The 17,929-nt window shown below is 42.3% G+C and carries 17 protein-coding genes; 2 read left to right on the top strand and 15 right to left on the bottom strand.

What is annotated here, in order from left to right:
* Positions 1-197: 197 nt before the first annotated feature.
* From ABWW54_RS02710 to rpmH, 15 genes are all read right to left on the bottom strand, one after another.
* Positions 198-1,061, bottom strand: a complete 864-nt coding sequence (locus ABWW54_RS02710) for a ParB/RepB/Spo0J family partition protein (RefSeq protein WP_353409852.1) — start codon at positions 1,059-1,061, stop codon at positions 198-200.
* Between the two features lie 19 nt (positions 1,062-1,080).
* Positions 1,081-1,860 carry a ParA family protein gene (locus ABWW54_RS02705; protein WP_353409850.1) on the bottom strand — a complete coding sequence of 260 codons (780 nt, stop codon included), beginning with the start codon at positions 1,858-1,860 and terminating at the stop codon, positions 1,081-1,083.
* 45 nt (positions 1,861-1,905) lie between these two features.
* Positions 1,906-2,556: a 16S rRNA (guanine(527)-N(7))-methyltransferase RsmG gene (gene rsmG / locus ABWW54_RS02700; RefSeq protein WP_353409848.1), complete on the bottom strand. Its 651-nt coding sequence runs from the start codon at positions 2,554-2,556 to the stop codon at positions 1,906-1,908.
* 175 nt (positions 2,557-2,731) lie between these two features.
* Positions 2,732-4,612, bottom strand: coding sequence for a tRNA uridine-5-carboxymethylaminomethyl(34) synthesis enzyme MnmG (gene mnmG, locus ABWW54_RS02695; RefSeq protein WP_353409846.1), 1,881 nt, complete (start codon positions 4,610-4,612; stop codon positions 2,732-2,734).
* 129 nt (positions 4,613-4,741) lie between these two features.
* Positions 4,742-5,812 (bottom strand): lipase secretion chaperone, encoded by a 1,071-nt coding sequence (locus ABWW54_RS02690; RefSeq protein ID WP_353409844.1) that lies wholly within the window; start codon positions 5,810-5,812, stop codon positions 4,742-4,744.
* 11 nt (positions 5,813-5,823) lie between these two features.
* Complete coding sequence (locus tag ABWW54_RS02685; RefSeq protein WP_353409842.1) at positions 5,824-6,735, bottom strand: esterase/lipase family protein; 912 nt, start codon at positions 6,733-6,735, stop codon at positions 5,824-5,826.
* A gap of 17 nt (positions 6,736-6,752) precedes the next feature.
* Positions 6,753-7,097, bottom strand: coding sequence for a cupin domain-containing protein (locus tag ABWW54_RS02680; RefSeq protein WP_353409840.1), 345 nt, complete (start codon positions 7,095-7,097; stop codon positions 6,753-6,755).
* A 61-nt stretch (positions 7,098-7,158) separates the two neighbouring features.
* Positions 7,159-8,196 (bottom strand): hypothetical protein, encoded by a 1,038-nt coding sequence (locus ABWW54_RS02675; protein ID WP_353409838.1) that lies wholly within the window; start codon positions 8,194-8,196, stop codon positions 7,159-7,161.
* Positions 8,197-8,428: 232 nt separating this feature from the next.
* Positions 8,429-9,628 (bottom strand): hypothetical protein, encoded by a 1,200-nt coding sequence (locus ABWW54_RS02670; protein ID WP_353409836.1) that lies wholly within the window; start codon positions 9,626-9,628, stop codon positions 8,429-8,431.
* A 252-nt stretch (positions 9,629-9,880) separates the two neighbouring features.
* Positions 9,881-10,552 carry a hypothetical protein gene (locus ABWW54_RS02665; RefSeq protein WP_353409834.1) on the bottom strand — a complete coding sequence of 224 codons (672 nt, stop codon included), beginning with the start codon at positions 10,550-10,552 and terminating at the stop codon, positions 9,881-9,883.
* Between the two features lie 113 nt (positions 10,553-10,665).
* Entirely contained in the window at positions 10,666-11,997 is a 1,332-nt protein-coding gene (mnmE, locus tag ABWW54_RS02660; protein ID WP_353409832.1) for a tRNA uridine-5-carboxymethylaminomethyl(34) synthesis GTPase MnmE, read from the bottom strand.
* Positions 11,998-12,012: 15 nt separating this feature from the next.
* A complete protein-coding gene (gene yidC / locus ABWW54_RS02655) occupies positions 12,013-13,680 on the bottom strand; it encodes a membrane protein insertase YidC (protein WP_353409830.1) in 1,668 nt (555 codons plus the stop codon).
* 93 nt (positions 13,681-13,773) lie between these two features.
* A complete protein-coding gene (gene yidD / locus ABWW54_RS02650; protein ID WP_353409827.1) occupies positions 13,774-14,055 on the bottom strand; it encodes a membrane protein insertion efficiency factor YidD in 282 nt (93 codons plus the stop codon).
* On the bottom strand, positions 14,048-14,428 hold the full coding sequence (gene rnpA, locus ABWW54_RS02645) for a ribonuclease P protein component (RefSeq protein WP_353409825.1): 381 nt from the start codon (positions 14,426-14,428) through the stop codon (positions 14,048-14,050). The genes yidD and rnpA overlap by 8 nt, the downstream gene beginning before the upstream one ends.
* A 200-nt stretch (positions 14,429-14,628) precedes the next feature.
* On the bottom strand, positions 14,629-14,763 hold the full coding sequence (rpmH, locus tag ABWW54_RS02640; RefSeq protein ID WP_353409823.1) for a 50S ribosomal protein L34: 135 nt from the start codon (positions 14,761-14,763) through the stop codon (positions 14,629-14,631).
* Between the two features lie 434 nt (positions 14,764-15,197).
* Between rpmH and dnaA the strand changes: the two genes are divergently transcribed.
* The gene (gene dnaA, locus ABWW54_RS02635) at positions 15,198-16,547 is read left to right on the top strand and encodes a chromosomal replication initiator protein DnaA (RefSeq protein ID WP_502907757.1); all 1,350 of its coding nucleotides are present in this window, start codon (positions 15,198-15,200) and stop codon (positions 16,545-16,547) included.
* Positions 16,548-16,783: 236 nt separating this feature from the next.
* Positions 16,784-17,890, top strand: coding sequence for a DNA polymerase III subunit beta (gene dnaN, locus ABWW54_RS02630; RefSeq protein WP_353409819.1), 1,107 nt, complete (start codon positions 16,784-16,786; stop codon positions 17,888-17,890).
* Positions 17,891-17,929: the final 39 nt, after the last annotated feature.

Here is a 17,929-nt window from a genome sequence, read left to right as displayed (position 1 = left end):
GCCTTAATAACTGCGTGCGGAGTATAAAGGCTAGATGAACCTTTCGCAATGCTTGAAAACTCTTTTGTTTCAAGCAAAAACCGCAGATTCCTTCAGCCCTTCTTAAGACAATATTCTGTTAACAATTCAGAGACCGAAGATGACTGCGTGATTTTAAATAGAAATCACAACATCGCAAATTATGTTTTGATTTAGCGCTACTTAATATGCGCAAGAATTCCGTCTAAGACATCGAGGTTTTTATATTCAATGACCAACTTCCCCTTGCCCTTATTATCGTCGACCGAGACCTTGGTGCCGAGTGTTTCAGATAGGGACTCTTCTAACGATCGTATGTCGGGGCTCTTTATGGTTTTGACAACTTTCTTCTTAGGGTTAATATAGTCTCTAACCAATGCCTCTGTCTGTCGAACAGAAAGCTGACGTGCATACACCTCGTTTGCAGCTTGGTCTTGCATTTCTAGCGGTAAGCCCAGCAAGGCCCTTGCATGCCCCATTTCTATTTTTCCACTTTCGAGCAATTGTTTCGCGCCAAAATTTAAACTCAATAGTCGAAGCAGGTTAGTGACCGCTGCTCGAGAACGACCAACACTCTTGGCCATTTCTTCGTGAGTTAATTCAAACTCATCCATCAAACGCTTAAGGCCGACCGCTTCTTCTACCGGGTTAAGGTTTTCTCGCTGTATGTTCTCAATCAACGCAACAGCCAGAGTGGCCTCATCTGGAATGTTGCGAACCAAAACAGGCACATCTTCTAATTGAGCAATTTGCGCTGCGCGCCACCGTCGCTCGCCAGCGATTATCTCATATTGATCGTTCGCAATGGGACGGACAAGAATAGGCTGAATAATACCTTGCGCCCTAATTGAAGCGGCAAGCTCCTCCAAAGAGTCTTGATCCATGTTGGTTCGAGGTTGATATTCTCCTCGTTGCAATTTCTCGATTGGCAACGTGTTGGGGGAATCCACATTACTGCTGGGAACACCTTCTTCCAAGGTAGCACTGCCACCCAACAATGCATCCAACCCACGACCCAATCGTTTCTTCTTTTTGCTACTCATTATTAATCACACATTCCAGTTAAGCACTAACGGCTTTAGGGATTGATTTACCCAACATTTCATCAGCCAAACCAAGATAGGCTTTCGCGCCCTTAGATTCGGGGGCATAGTCAATTGCAGGCTCACCATAACTGGGGGCTTCTGCCAGTCGAACGTTACGAGGCACCACGGTATCGTAAACCTTTTCCCCAAAATGGGACTGTAATTGACGGCTAACTTCTCCTGACAGTGTATTTCGTTTATCAAACATGGTTCGCAACAACCCTTCGATTGATAATTTCGGGTTAAGAGTCTCTCGAATTTTTCGCACCGTTGAGATAAGCGCACTCAAGCCCTCCAACGCAAAATATTCACATTGCATTGGTATCAGCACTGAATCTGAGGCAACCAGAGCATTGATCGTAAGGACATTTAGGGCAGGGGGGCAATCTATGAAAATATAATCGAATGCGTCCTGTTGAGGGATAAGAGCTTTTTGCAAACGCAGCTCTCTGCCGATTTCGTTTAGCAACTCAACTTGAGCTCCAGCTAAATCGCCGTTCGCTGACATCACGTGTACACCACATTGACTTTTTACTATGGCTTGTTCAGCGGAGGCTTCACCGAGAAGCACATCATAAATAGTGCTCTCAATATCATCTGGATCGACACCACACCCCACCGTAGCATTACCTTGAGGATCCATATCAATTAGCAAGATTTTCTGTCCGCGCTTGACTAAGGAAGCAGCCAAATTAATGCTTGTTGTGGTTTTTCCTACTCCACCTTTTTGATTAGTAATGGATATTACTTTTGCCATTCGTTTGCCTACCAGTGTGAGAGTCACCCTTTCATAAGCAGGGCGTTATTTAGGCGCGTCGATCACTATTAAATTTCGTTGCGCATCTAATTCAGGTACTTTAAGTGCAAAGGTATCAAATTTTAAGCCCATCTTCTTAAGAACTTTCAATTCTTCTTTAGGAACTAAGCCTTTCATCGCCAACCAGCGACCATTTGAAGCAATGGCATTCTTTGAACCCTCAACGAATTTTTCCAAACTAGAAAAAGCTCGAGAGGTGACCATTGCAAACTTTTCCTTAGGCTCAAACTCTTCGATGCGCATATTTTTTACACAAAAGTTTTTTAAACCTAATTTGTTCGCAGCGTACATCTGAAATTGAGCCTTCTTGCCTCGAGTTTCGACACTGGTCACTTCCAAGGCTGGAGACAGAATGGCCAAAATCATACCGGGCAAACCGGCACCACTACCCACATCCAGTAAACTAGAACCCTTGATATAAGGCATGATACTGGCGCAATCAAAGACATGGACGCTTAGCATTTCATCAATATCATCCACGGCCGTAAGGTTATGGGTCTTATTCCACTCTGACAGCAAGTTCATAAACACCACCAAATTAGCGATGGCCTGCTCACCATAGGATACATTTAGAGCGTCCAAGCCCTTCATGATTTTACTCTCTAATGATGTATCTAAATCTTGTTTTGCATTCATACGGTTTCATTCTCCGAAGCGAAAAGTTACGCCTTCAATAAAACTCAGCTGCTGATTATAAGAGAAGGCCAAGCAAAAAAAACGCTATTTTCCCATTGAAAGTGTAAAGCCCATGATTTCACCACTTTTGATGAAAAACCGAATTACTAAAGCTGACTTCCTTTTATTGTGTTCTTTACGCTGCATTGCCGCGTTTTTTCAAATAGACCAACAACAAAGAAACCGCGGCGGGAGTAACACCTGAAATGCGTGATGCCTGTCCGACGGTGACAGGCTTATGCTGGTTTAGTTTTTGTGCCACTTCATTCGACAAACCTTTAACCAGCGAATAGTTCATATTGATATCTAGTGCCGTCTTCTCTTGCTTTTTCTGCTTTTCAATCTCGGCCTGCTGCCGATCTATGTAACCTTGATATTTCGCCTGAATCTCTAGCTGTTCTGCTACTTTTGAGTCTGGCACCGGCTCGCCCGCTCCAGGTAAAGTCAATAATGTGTCGTACGTTACCTCGGGACGACGCAATAGCTCCAGCAAGTTGGCTTCTTTCTTCAAAACGTTGCCTACGACACTCAATGCCACATCCTCTGGTACGGTACCGGGCTGTAGCCACGTCGACTTCAATCGCTGATGTTCTAACTCGATTGACTCCCTTTTCTCACAAAACCTTTTCCACCGAATATCATCAACCAACCCTAGGCCGCGCCCAACCTCTGTCAATCTGAGGTCAGCATTGTCTTCTCGTAGCAATAGGCGGTATTCAGCTCTTGAGGTAAACATTCGGTATGGCTCTTTCGTACCCATGGTAATAAGGTCATCCACCAAGACACCGATATAAGCTTGATCTCGAGTAGGGTACCAGCCCTCTTGATCACGAGTTAATCTTGCAGCATTAAGTCCAGCCAGAAGCCCTTGTCCACCAGCTTCCTCGTAACCAGTTGTGCCGTTAATTTGTCCAGCAAAAAACAACCCATCAACGTATTTAGTTTCCAATGTGGGTTTCAGACCTCGCGGATCAAAAAAATCATACTCGATTGCGTATCCTGGGCGTACAATTCGTGCTTGTTCAAAACCGACAATTGACTGAATAAAACTCAGTTGCACATCATAGGGTAACGAAGTCGATATTCCATTGGGGTAAACTTCATAGGTCCTTAAACCTTCAGGTTCAACAAATATCTGGTGTGAGTCTTTATCCGCGAACCGCACTATTTTATCTTCTATTGATGGGCAATATCTTGGTCCAACACCTTCTATGACCCCCCCATAGATGGGAGATCGATCTAGACCACCACGGATAATATCGTGCGTTTTTACGTTGGTGTGTGTGATGTAACAATTCACCTGTTCTGGGTGATGAGATACGTCGCCTAGAAAGGAAAAGACTGGCTCAGGTTTATCTCCTGGCTGTGCCTCCATTTTTGAAAAATCAAGTGTTCTCGCGTCGAGTCTCGCTGGCGTACCTGTTTTTAGCCTGTCAACCGTAAACGGCATTTCTCGCAGCCGTTTAGCTAATGCGTTTGATGGTGGATCTCCGGCCCGTCCGCCTTGAAAGTTTTCCATACCAATGTGCAGAATACCACCCAAAAACGTGCCAGTCGTAAGTACCACGGCTTTCGCATGAAACCTCAAACCCATTTGCGTAACAACACCGGTAACACGCCCGTTGTCCACAATTAGGTCGTCACAGGACTGTTGAAACAAAGCAAGGTTTTCTTGACCTTCAACAATATCCCGAATAGCGGCTTTATAAAGGGCCCTGTCAGCTTGAGCTCGTGTGGCTCTTACCGCGGGTCCTTTGCGAGCATTTAGTGTTCTGAACTGAATACCTCCACGGTCGGCGGCGAGAGCCATTGCCCCACCAAGCGCGTCGATCTCACGAACGATGTGCCCTTTACCAATACCACCAATAGCCGGATTACAAGACATTTGGCCGATGGTTTCAATATTATGTGTCAGTAATAATGTGTTAGCCCCAGTTCGCGCAGACGCTAATGCAGCTTCAGTACCTGCGTGGCCGCCACCAATCACAATGACATCAAATGACTCTGTATGGAACATGCTTCAATCTCTATTTTACCAGCACGCTGTACACGCAGGGTGCGTAAAACGTTCATGATGGTTAATTGAGCGAATTCTAACTCGTAGAGTCTCAAAGCTCTATAAATACTCTATCAAAAAGACATGAGTTTAGTTGTCCTGCTCTATTAACAGATCACGTAGGCCGGCTTTTGTTCGATCTGAAGGCTCAATAAAATACTGAGCTTTAAGGTTATCCAACTTGATTTGGTAGTCCTTTGAAGTTGGGTCTAACCCCGCGGATGCTGTTTGATATTGTTGATAGGCTGTATTGAATTGGCGTTGATTTTGACGATACCCCACCAATTCATTTGCCTTGGGTTGACTTAAGCCTTTGTCAACCAATGCTTGGTGGTAGGCCGAGTCATCCTGATGCACCAAGGCAAGCTGGTCAATGTCTTTTTGTTGCTCTACTTGTACATTAGATTGCGTTTGGCTCTGTTGCAATTCAGCTGGCAGAGAATCCTGCAACTCTGTCATTTTTACGTTGCGTTGGTCTTCACTGAGGGTGTCATCCGCTAATATTTCCAAACTAGACAGTGTGTATTCCTGATAGGCATCTTCCAACCCAAATAGAGCGCTATTTTCTCCATCACTGAACAACTCATCTCTCTTAAGTTTTAACTCAAGGAAATTGTTGCGTATCAAGTCCAGAAGCTGGTCGTTCTGCAGGTTTTCACCTAATAGTGGTTGCTGTTGAGTTTGCGACTCAAACTGTTTGTAACGCAAATAGTTTGCCAATAAGTTTCGGGCATCTCCCGCTGCTTTAGTCGGTAAATAATCAGTTATGTATCGTTGCAATTCGCCGATAGCTGCCTCGGCACCCAGCTCATCAGATGCACTTAGAAAGTAATCAAAGAAATCTCTGACCTGCTGATTTAGTACCAAGTTCCCCTGTAGATCCGAACTAAGCGCGCCGTCAATATCCGTACCTCTTAATGAATGAGCGAACTCCATTTGATCATGAGATAGTGGCGTTTTAGAAGTTACTATTGTGCTTTTTTCACTCTGAGTATTCAACGCCAACTTCTGTGGTTGGCTATTGATTTCGCTATCTGAAGAAGGGTTCGAATCTGCTATCTCTATAGACGTAAGTGTGTTCTGGTTATAGCTATAACCAAACAATAACCATAGCGCTGCACCAAACAACGCTACGGTTACTACTATTGATGCCTTTTTCATTAAACTAGTGTCTACAGCCCGCGATTTTTTAAGCGGTTCGCATGACTTCTGTATAGGCTAACAGGGTTAGTCCAGCCTCGAATACCGAACAAATGATTCACCGCATCGATGTGGTTCATGTGGTAACGACTGTAAATTACGTTGCCAAGCTTAGATGAACACTCACTGACTAAACCATCGTTTCGTTCGAAACCAAACGCCAATGCTGTAATCCCCAGTGGCCCATCGCTGATGTCGAAAAAATTTGTTAGTGGGTAAGTGCCGCTCCAAGAAAACATTTTCACATTGTGACCATCGATATTTACGTTCTCATTTATTGAACTACAGTTGCCACTCAACCCCTTGTTACCAAGCGCGTTGTTAAGCGCTGTGGTCCCGGCCGTACTAAGTGTCATTGCAGAAGCAAGCGAGTCTTGTGTGTTTTGGTTATTAGAAAGAAAGTTAATAACTGAGCCTGCCGCATTCGCGACGCTCACCGCGACACTTCGAATCACACCTTCGGGTAATACGCCCAACGCTATGTCGGCCACTTTAGACCCTAAATTGGCTCCGTTTACCGATGTTACTGAAGCTACTTTATGAGGCACTAACGACGCCGCTACTCTGGTCGTCGGTGCTCCTTGACTGTGTCCGATTAAATTGAATTTACTTTCAGGCAATGTCATCAAATAGTTAGCCAGTTGTTGCCCTCTGGCTTCCGATGAATTAAATGCCGAGACAGAGGCAACATACACCTTTGCGCCTGACCGTCGTAGGTTGTAGGGCACTGTGTGAAAATAATCTACCACGCCACCAACGCTATCAAAACCTGAAATACCGTGCACAAGCACAATAGGATATTTCGTTTTAGTGTACTGCGCGAAAGTGTTAGCACAAGCCAACGTACAGCAAAGAATACTTAGTAAAATAACAGCTCTTTTCATTTTTAGAATTCCTGTTTTTAGTCTAGGATTTCTTGATAGTTCTGCTCTTCAAACCTCGGTGTGCAAATCGCCAAGAACACAAGGTCGCTCGAACCTACGTTTTGTATCTTTTGCACTACATTTGGCGGTATTACTACTATATCACCCTGTTCTACCATCCACGTTTTCGGCCCAACCGTGACTTGGGCTGTCCCATCCAATAAGACATATCGTTCTTTGGTATTACGCAGCAAATGCGGTTTCGTTGTTTTATTTACTTCAACTCTAACTCTCGCTACAGACATTTCGTCATCAGCGCTGCTGTTATGCCACTCCTCGATAAAGCATCCTTCTTTAAAGAAATATTCGGTAGTTTTAGCCATTAGAAGTCTTAGTTAAGAGCAGAAAGCCCGAAGCTCAATCGGGCTTTCTATCAAGCACTTTTTAGTTATTTAGTGTGTCGTACACGTTCGCAGACATGCTCTTATTGCTTCCATTTCGAACCAACCTAACTTTAGTCCACCAACTCCACCATTTGCGCTCGGTGTAATCATTAAAGTCAGCTCTGATTCCATTAAACGTTCGATCATTTACAACCGTAGCGAAATCTCCACTTCGGCTGCTATTAATGGCTTCACTATGATCGGTATCATCGCCCATCAATATAGGGTAATGGCTTGCATACAGTGAAGACGGTGCTCGAGAATTTTTCAATTGTCCGTTTGTTCTTATGCCTCTATTACAAGATTCATAATCTCCAGCGGAGCGTGAACCACAAGCGCTGTGAAATGGGACAACGCTGTCATCATAACCTTTAATAAACCCTTTAGTAACTCGTAAGTATTGATCACCAGCGCCCACAAACCTCAATCGTGGCGTTGCATTTGAAGAAGTAGCCGTCGATCGCGCTATCGTAGGTCGCAAATCATTCAAAACTCCAATAGCGGATGTGGTTGGGGTAAACCCTAGAAAAAGATTCACTGCTCCTTTTTGAACTGAGTTAATGATCCCACTGCCATTCGCAACATTGAACGCAACGTCGGCAATTTCAGTACCGCCACCGGCTCCAGCAAAGTCCAGCACCGCCAGCACTCTGAAGTTATTCGAGTTGACTCCCCATTGCCCTAAACGGGTTAAAGCATCACGCAATACTAAATCGCCCGTAGAATGTGTGACGAATACGCAACCTGACGCACACGTTCGATTTGCTTCAAGTTGTTTAATTTGGGTACGGATAGAATCTTTGATTCCACCAGTGACTCGACTTGCAGATGACCAATACAATTTAGCCTCTGCACGCGATCCCCAATAGGAATTCCAATAACTGTTGGCATTCTGTTGTTGCTTGGAAATATTAGGTGGATTTGAAAGGTCACCAGCTTGAAAACCGTGAACTAAAACCACGTTTTTTCCAGCAAGTTTTGCGTGACCGGTTACACTGAATAAGAGTGATGCCACTAGTAAAAAGACTTTAGTCTTCATTGAATTATCCTCATTTGGTTGTACTTCTTATAGTGTGCTGATGAGTCTTTTTGCTCATTAAGCACGTTCTTAACTCTGTAGCAGTAACCTGATTACTAAATAGGTACGGCTAGTTTGGAACGCATACAACTGTTCCGGTACTACTTTACGGTCTAATTAACAATGCCCCTGAAAAACCAGAACACCGCGTTTGACTCTGTTTTAAGCAGGTCACGGTAATCAAAAATTATATTTAGTTGTTATCATCCTCCTCAGTACGGCTCGATTGCTCAGTTGTCGCAACCTGTGGCTCATTAACTTGTTCTTCATCTATCGCGCCCATTTGCCTTAAAAAAGCCAAACGTTCTTGTGATAGCTCATCTACAAACTCTTCATTATCATAGGATGAAAATGGAAACCCTTGGATTTGATACTCTTTCTTGTACGTTGAACCAGGCGAATCAAACGTTTCCCCTTGTTCTGCGCCTCGATGAAGTCTGACACTTCTCAATATATAAGGTCCTTCAGACTGTTGTAGAGTTAAGGCAGAAATATGTGCATTCAAATTTAGCAATCCATTCCCAGCTAACAACGGGCCTTCGTTTTGCAACTCGATCAGCGGACGCCGCGTCAACTTGTCTTCCAGGACGCCACGCAAAAAATAGTACCCACTTTGCCCAACGTTAACTTGAAGTGGGATCACCATGTTTGCGCCTTCGACTCGAGCGGGCATCACACCAATGATTTGCGCTGAGGGTATGTCATATCTGAAAGATACCGTCGTGAATAAATCTCGGTCGCCCACTTTCGCTGTCAACTTAACCAACATTTCCGTTGTCATTAAATGATTGGGAGCCAGATTAGTATCAAAATTCGCTGTAAATTCAGTCAATGACGAGTTTGTTGCCTGAAAGTTTAGAGGCAACGGAATATCTCCGTTAGCGCCTGACAAAGTGCCGGTTACCCCGATGAAAGTATCGGTTGGGGCTCCTGATATTTGAACCCTCGTTTGTATAAGGTCTCCTTGGAAGTACTGATAAGTATCGGTGGCTGCGGCTAAACGAATAGGATTTTCATCGCCGTCACTTTCAGGAAACGGTAAATCAACTTCGGTAAACTCAAAAGGTTCTGGCTCTTTAACGGCGTCCGGATTAAACACTGGTTGAGATCCGATAGGGTACTTACTGGTTTCTTCGTATAAGTCTGCGATCTGCTGAAGCTGCCCTTTGAATACTTCTGATTCATAAGGATTGAATTCTTCTACGTCATCTTCCTTTTTTGACTTTGGCTCGTTGGTTGCGGTTGAAGCGAGTGTTACCACCGGTTCAACGCCTGGCTCTGCATTAACCGATTCACCAATATTGCGTTCTGCCTGGTTGTTAAACAACCACCAACTTAACCCTAAAATACAGACCAACACACTCAGCACAATAACGACAGTTCTTCTTCTCATGCACGCCTCTCCTTGAACATGTTTTTCATGTCGATGTGTAGTCTGTGTTTTGTAAAGAGCCGTCTGTTCATTGCCGTACGTCGTTGTGAATAACTGGTTTAGTCACGTACTACATTTGACCAAGGCTCTCTTTTAGCAAAACTTTTCGTTAGTTACCAGATCAAATGTCTAGTAACGTTAAAACTTTCATAAATAGTGGTTATATCTTATATAAAACGCAATCATTACTAGACAATAGACAAGCAATGGGAATCAATCGTATTTATTGGAGTTTCTTATTTTTCCGTCTTTATCCGTTAGATTAAATTTCTTTTTAAGATCTCTACACATACCAGAGGTTGATATAGTTCCATTATTAAAGTCATCAAATGATTGAGGAACCATGGTTAGCGTTTGGCACTCAACGTCATTCTTCCGTATTTTGTAATTGCCCCCTCCCAATGGACCGGTTTCCCTTTCAATATTTTTTCTTACCCCTTCTATGGGTGCACTAAAGGATTGCGTAAATGACCTAACTTCCTCAGACTTCCTTGAAACAGCTTCCTTAGCCTCATTTCGAATAAGCTTAGTGAAGGACTCGTTATAAATTGATGGAATAGCAATGGGTTGAGAAGTCTGTTTATCTTTACTCAACAAAACATCTTTAAACTGCTCGATGGGAGTAGGGGGGATTTCTTCCTCTGGTTTTGGCTCCTCGGATTCTTCTTCCACCATTTCCTGAAAATCCGTTTTTTGAGTATCTTTACTATTATCTGTAGATGTCTCTTCCTTAACTTCAGCGAGGGGTTCAATTTCTAAATAGAGCTCGGTTAAAACTGTATCCGTCTTATCGGATGCGACCGGCCTTAGCTCCAAACCTAAAACGATCAAATGCACAACGACGGCCGCAACAAGTGCCAGCCATATCACGCTTCTTGAATACATTTTATTTACTGCACCGATACCCTCCATGGTGGCTATATTATGGCGCGATTAATCGGTTTTTAGATTTATGGTTAATTATTAATGCTAACAAACAAGAGCCCTAATAAACGGCGTTACTTTCCAATACAAAAGCCACCAAATATCTCACCTAATAAATCATCTGAACTAAATTCCCCTGTTATCTGATTTAGCGAGTTTTGGGCTTGTAGCAGTTCATCAGCCAGTAACTCTCCAGCGTTATACTCTTTTAACTGCCTCAGCCCTCGTTCCACTGAATCCATCGCATCAGACAAGGAGCTTATGTGACGACGCCTGGCGGTAAAAATAGATTCGGAGTTTTGAGAATAACCAACGATGTCCTTAATGCAATCTTTTAATTGATTTAATCCGTCGCCATTTTTCGCTGAGATAGCAATACCATCACTGTGTGGAAAGTCCTCATCCAACAAATCCTTTTTATTAAATACCTTTGTTAATGACAGTCCTTCTAACTCAGGAAATTCTGAAACGTCCGTCAGTGGTGACTCACTGGCATCTATTAAAAAGAGAACATGGTCAGCATCCTTTATAGCCACTCTAGCTCTCTCGATCCCAATTTTTTCTACTCTATCGCTACTGTTTCTTAATCCTGCTGTATCAATAATATGAACAGGCAAACCATCTATATCAATTGTTTCATTAACGATATCGCGAGTCGTGCCGGCTACCTCAGTAACAATTGCCGTTTCTTGCCCGGCTAAAGCGTTCAATAGGCTGGATTTACCAGCGTTGGGCCTTCCCGCTATTACCAATCGTAACCCGTTTCTCAATATCGCTCCCTGACCCGCTTGAGCAATGGTGCGTTTAAGGCTGATTAACAGAGCTTCAATACTGTTTCGAATTTTGTCATCTGCTAAAAAATCAATTTCTTCGTCAGGGAAATCGATGGCCGCTTCAACATACATTCTTAGATAGATAAGCTCTTTTAATAACTCATTAATCTTATTTGAAAACTCTCCCTGTAATGAGCGCACCGCTCCTTTCGCTGCCTCAGACGTACTACTGTCAATTAAATCAGCAATGGCTTCCGCTTGAGCCAAGTCTATTTTGTCATTAAGAAATGCTCGTTCCGAAAACTCTCCCGCTCTGGCCGGTCTAGCCCCAAGTTCAATGGCGCGGCGAACCATCATATCTAAGATAACCGGTCCGCCATGACCTTGAAGTTCAACTACATCTTCGCCAGTAAACGATTTTGGACCTGAAAAGAATAGGACCAATCCAGTGTCAATTGTTTCTTCTTCGTGGTCTTTAAAAAGAGCGTACATCGCTATTCTGGGTTTTAATACTAAGCCCGATATTTTTTCGCCAATATCCTTGGCCCTAGACCCTGATAGCCGAATAACACCAACCCCTCCTTTTCCAGGAGGGGTCGCGATTGCAACAATAGTATCTTGATCGAGTACCAATGTACCGAAGCTCTCTTAGACTGCGTATTTTCTATTGATATACCATTGCTGAGCCATAGACAAAATATTGTTCACAACCCAGTAGAGCACTAACCCTTGTGGGAAAGTTGCAAAGATAAAAATGAAAACGATCGGCATGATCATAAACACTTTCTTCTGAATGTCTTCCATCGGAGCAGGATTCAGCTTAAACATGATGAATTGAGTGACACCCATCAATACAGGAAGTATGTAATAGGGATCTGGTGCCGACAAATCCTGCAACCATAATGCGAACGGTGCTTGCCTTAGTTCCACGCTTTCCAAGAGAACCCAATACAATGCAAAGAATACAGGCATCTGCACTAAAATTGGCAAACATCCTCCCGCCGGATTTATTTTTTCCTTTTTGTACAAAGCCATCATTTCCATTTGGAATTTCTGACGATCATCCTTATAACGCTCTTTTAAAGTCTGTAAACGCGGTTGTATTTTCTTCATTGCCGCCATCGACTTTCCACTTTTATCAGAAAGCTTAAAAAAGGCGGCTTTAATTAATACGGTGAGCAATATGATTGCCCAACCCCAGTTTCCGACTATGTCATGAATTTTTTCTAACAACCAAAAAAGCGGGTCTGCTATTACAGTCAAAAAGCCATAATCTACCGTACGAGCCAAACCGGTAAACCCTTGCTCTTGAAGTGCTTTTAATCGGTATTGAGTTTTAGGCCCAACGTACAATTGCGTGCCTACAGTACCTTGACTATTTGGCGCCACAATGTGCGGATTTGAATTCCGATACCCTATACGATAATTGGGTTGTGCTTCATTACCCGCTAAAGAATACAATTCCTTTTTAGCATCTGACGGGATAAATGCGCCAACAAAATAGTGTTGTAGCATTGCTACCCAAGACTTTTCAACAGGCTGTTCAAGTTTTAGGTTTTCATCCTGCATGTCACCGAAGTCGTACTTTTTATATTTATCTTCTACAGTATAGTAAGCACCACCTGTGTAACTGGGCAATTGACCAAAGCCACCACCGCTCCCAGCGGGTTCAGTGCGCCTGAACTGTCCATAGAAAAAGCCGCTCCATTGAGAAGAAGTCGTATTATCAATCGTATAGTTAATATCAATAACGTAACTATCTCGTTTGAAAATCAGGTTCTTTGTATACCTAATGCCATCTGTTCCAATGTAGGTAAGAGGCACATTCAGCTGATCTGCGTCACCTAAGTTGTATTCTTTTTTAGCGTATTGGTATGGCGTTCTATGCGTCGGCGCTAAGTTTTCTTTACTTGCGATTAGTAAACCATCTTCGACGATAAACTTTTCTTCGACTTCATTCTTTAATAGAACAAAACCTTGATCAGGAGTTTCTCTAGACGCTAGTTCCTGCTTAAGCTCTAATCGTTCTATCGTTGCACCAATGGTATTGATTGTGGCAATAACCAAATCTGTTTCGACTCTAATTAACGCCCCATCGGTAGCTAAATCATCTTTCTCAGAATATACGTCTTGAGATAATTGGGGAGTCTGCGGAGTTTCACTACTAACGTCAATTTGAGGCACCACTGGTGTGGATTGCTGCTCAACCACAGCGGGTACTTCCGGTGTGGATTTGGAGAATTCTAACCATTTCAAATACAACACCATTGATATGGTGAGGAGGCCAATTAGCAGTAAGTTACGTTGGTTTTCCATAATAAATAATAGTACGAGCAAGAATTGCCTAGATATGGGGGCGTATTCTACCTATTTATAGGGGTAACAAAAGGCGAATAACGAAGATTCACTTTAATCTTTAGTCTTATTTCTTTTCGAATGGTTTGGATTACCTAAATCATCAATATTCTGTCGCACAACATCCGGCACTGGGTCAAAGCCGTGCCCCCCCCAAGGGTGACACCGACAAACTCTCTTAATTGCTAAACAAGACCCTTTGAATGCTCCATGAAGTTCTAATGCATCTCTAGTGTATTCAGAGCACGTTGGCGCAAATCGACAATTTGTCCCCAATAATGGACTAATCACAAGCTTATAAACCCAAAAAACAGCATTGAACAGTTTTTTAAGCATCGTCTCTATTCTGTTGATGTGAGTTCCAACGCTGCCATTTTAATAACTTGACCCAAAGCTCCTCTAATTCAGCTCTCACCTCACCATTAGAGGCATTACGAGCGGCTGGCTTCACGGTAATCACAAGTTTAGCGGCAACTAGCTCCGCTTTTTTATGACGATAAAACTCTCGAACTATTCTTTTCAATTCGTTTCTACGAACGGCCAGCTTAGATACTTTTTTAGAAACGGTGACGCCCAACTGACTTTCATGAGTCACGGATAGAACATTGAAAGTCAACAGCCGTGTATTTCCCCATTGTTTGTTCCCATAGACAAGTTTAAATTCTTCAGGAGACTTTAAACGTTGATGCTTACGTAACTTGAATGACATAGGTTCTTTAGAAGCAGCCTCTTAAGCTGACTAACTATTTGGGAACAAAACTTTTCTTTGATAGAGACTCAGAGGGAATGATTACAAAGTCACTACCCACTAAATATTAAAAGCCGTTTGCTTTTACACAAACGGCTTTTAATATTTCTAGTAAGTGACACACAACTAAGTACGTCGACTTACAGTACACTAACTGAAAATTAAACAGTTAATGATGCACGACCCTTAGCGCGACGAGCATTGATAATGGCTCGGCCATTTTTTGTAGCCATGCGAGCGCGAAAACCATGAGTGCGTTTACGCTTAATTTGACTTGGTTGGAAAGTACGTTTCATTTTAAGGAACCTTTTTTTAACTCAAATTTAATTGAGTGTGACTAAAACTAGTTTTCGTTCTTTCAATCGCGACCTACTCATAAACCATAACTACCTTAAGAGGGTTAATAGTAAACGAATAGTCTGACAGTTAATTAGGCTGTTAAACGACCTACTTCAAACGGGGTGCAAAGGTACTCACTTTATCTACTATAGTCAACAAAATAAGCGCAATCTTTGATGTTTTTTTATAACTCTTTTTTGCCAACTAAATTTTTAAAATCGAGCTGAGAGCGTTATATTATGCGGCCGTCAGCAATGTTTGCGATTCTGGGATGCCAGTACCATTTGGCTAAACGCCAAAGACTATTGTGCAAAAATGGTTTAGCACCACCAAACTCGCTTTGTCTTATGACCAAGCTCACCATCTAATCATTACCAAACTATTTGTAATAATGGAAAATACACTCCTTTGGGATAAGTGCCTTCATAAACTCGAAAGTGAAATAGAGGAACGCGACTTTCACACCTGGGTTCGTCCGTTAACTGCCGACAATAATGACAGTTATCTTATTTTGTACGCTCCTAATCGATTTGTGGTTGATTGGATAAAAGAAAACCTTTTTGAAATCGTTTTGTCTACAGCACAACATTTTGCTGGCAACAGCATTGAAATAGACGTTCGAATGCTCGAAAGCAAGCAACAAGACAAGCCTAAAAGAAGCGCTCCTAAATCATCCGAACCAAACCTAGGTGAATCGATTGATACCTCTTCTGAGTTTGGCACCAACGTACTAAATGCCTCTTTTAGTTTCGAGAATCACGTTGAAGGTAAGTCTAATCAAATAGCTAGAGCTGCCACCAAGCAGGTCAGTGAAAACCCTGGAACCGCGTATAACCCGCTCTTTATCTATGGCGGTGTTGGATTGGGAAAAACCCATTTAATGCACGCTGCTGGCAATTTAATTCATCAAAACAAAAAGAACGCCAATGTTGCGTATGTGCATTCTGAACGGTTTGTGTCGGATATGGTTAAATCCATCGGGAAGAATTCGATGGATAAGTTTAAATCGTATTACCGTTCACTCGACGCCCTATTAATTGATGATATTCAATTTTTTGCTGGCAAGAATCAGTCCCAAGAGGAATTCTTCCATACCTTCAACACATTACTCGAAACTGGTGCTCAAATAATTTTGACCAGTGATAAATTCCCTAAAGAGATCAACAACCTTCAAGAGCGTCTCATCTCTCGGTTCGAGAGTGGCCTAACCGTTAGGATTGACCCGCCTGAACTGGAAACTCGAGTTGCCATCCTAAAAAATAAGGCTCAAAAGAACCAAGTAGAATTAAGTGACGAAGTTGCTTTTCTAGTAGCAAAAAAAATCCGCTCTAACGTCAGGGAGCTAGAAGGGGCCTTACATAGGCTTGTGGCAAGCTCTAGGTTTACCAACCGTGAAATCGATATTGACCTTGCAAAGGACACACTGCAAGACCTTACTCTTTTTCAAGAACGTAAGATATCTATAGAAAATATACAGAAGACCGTTGCTGAGTTTTATAGCATTCGCGTATCAGATTTAAAATCTAAACGACGCAACCGACAAATCGCCAGACCTAGGCAAATCGCCATGGCGCTTTCGAAAGAACTAACCAGTCTTAGTCTGCCGGATATAGGAGACGCCTTCGGCGGTAGAGACCACACAACCGTAATACACGCTTGTAAAAAGGTAGATGAGCTCACTAGAACAGAACCAAAAATCAATGAAGACTATAAAAGCTTATCGAAAATTCTCTCTGTTTAGCTAACCATGATCTCATATGTATAGCACCTAATACCCTGTGGATAACTTCTGTATAATTACGGTATGATTATTTAATAACAGTTATCCACAATTCATCCACAGGTTATGCAAGCCTTGATGATAATGTTATCCACAAGGATAAAATGACGTAGGTTATTGAAAAATAACAATTAATTTCGCTTTTACTAGTTATATACAGCCCTAGTAATAACTATAAAAACCTATAAGTAAACAACATGAATATTAATATACAAAAAGAAACGTTGGAAAAACCGCTTTCGCAAGTAATCGGCGTCGTTGAAAAAAGACAAACACTCCCAATCCTTGGCAATGTGTACATGGAGTTAAATCAAGGAACATTAACGCTCGTTGGCTCAGACTTAGAAACTGAAATAACTACAAAAGTAGATAACGTCAGTGGGCAAGATGGAAGAACGACGGTTTCAGCTAAAAAACTATTTGATATATGTAAATCGCTAAAAAACGAAGCATTGTTAACTTTATCGACAGAAAGCGATAACAAAATGGTTGTCTCGGCTGGTAAAAGTAGATTCACTCTGCAAACATTGTCAGCAGAGGATTATCCCAGATTAGAAGAAACCCATTGGAAGCACGATTTTTCTATTCAACAAAAACAATTGAATAGACTACTGACCAAAACATCGTTTTCCATGGCACAACAGGACGTACGTTATTTCTTGAATGGTTTGTTATTAGAAATACACAATAACGATATCTTATCTGTCGCAACAGATGGACATCGATTAGCCAAAACGCAAGTACAAGTAGACAATACAAATGTCGATTTTGTTCAAAGCATTGTTCCTAGAAAAGCTGTGTTAGAAATAGGTAAGTTTCTTGATGCAGGGAGTGAAGATCTTGTCGAAATGAAACTCAATGCCAGTCACGTATCCATCAAGTCTGGTAATTTCATGTTCATATCCAAGTTGATCGATGGTCGGTTTCCTGATTATGAAAAAGTTATTCCAGCAAATCTTGATAAACACATAATTATTGACCGTGAAAATCTTATCGAAATCTTGAGTAGGGCGGCTATACTGAGCAATGAAAAGTTTAGAGGTGTGTCGCTAAAAGTAGAAAATAACCTACTGCAAGTACGTTCACACAACCCAGATCAAGAGCATGCAAAGGATGAGATGGAGGTGGCTTACGCCGACGCAGCGATAGAAATTGGATTTAATGTCAGTTATTTATTGGAAGCACTTAGAGCTTGCGATTCAGAAAACATCGATTTAGGTTTATTGGACCCAAACACTAGTTGCACTTTTCACGCTGAAGGCTCAGCAGACACGCTCTATTTAATAATGCCGATGCGTCTTTAAGACAAACTATTCATATTAGCCTCGATTAGTACCGAGGCT

It is taken from the genome of Arenicella sp. 4NH20-0111 (assembly GCF_040366405.1).
Classification (GTDB): Bacteria; Pseudomonadota; Gammaproteobacteria; order Arenicellales; family Arenicellaceae; genus Arenicella.
Note: the sequence above shows the minus strand (reverse complement) of the source record. Positions and strands in the feature narration are given on the sequence as shown.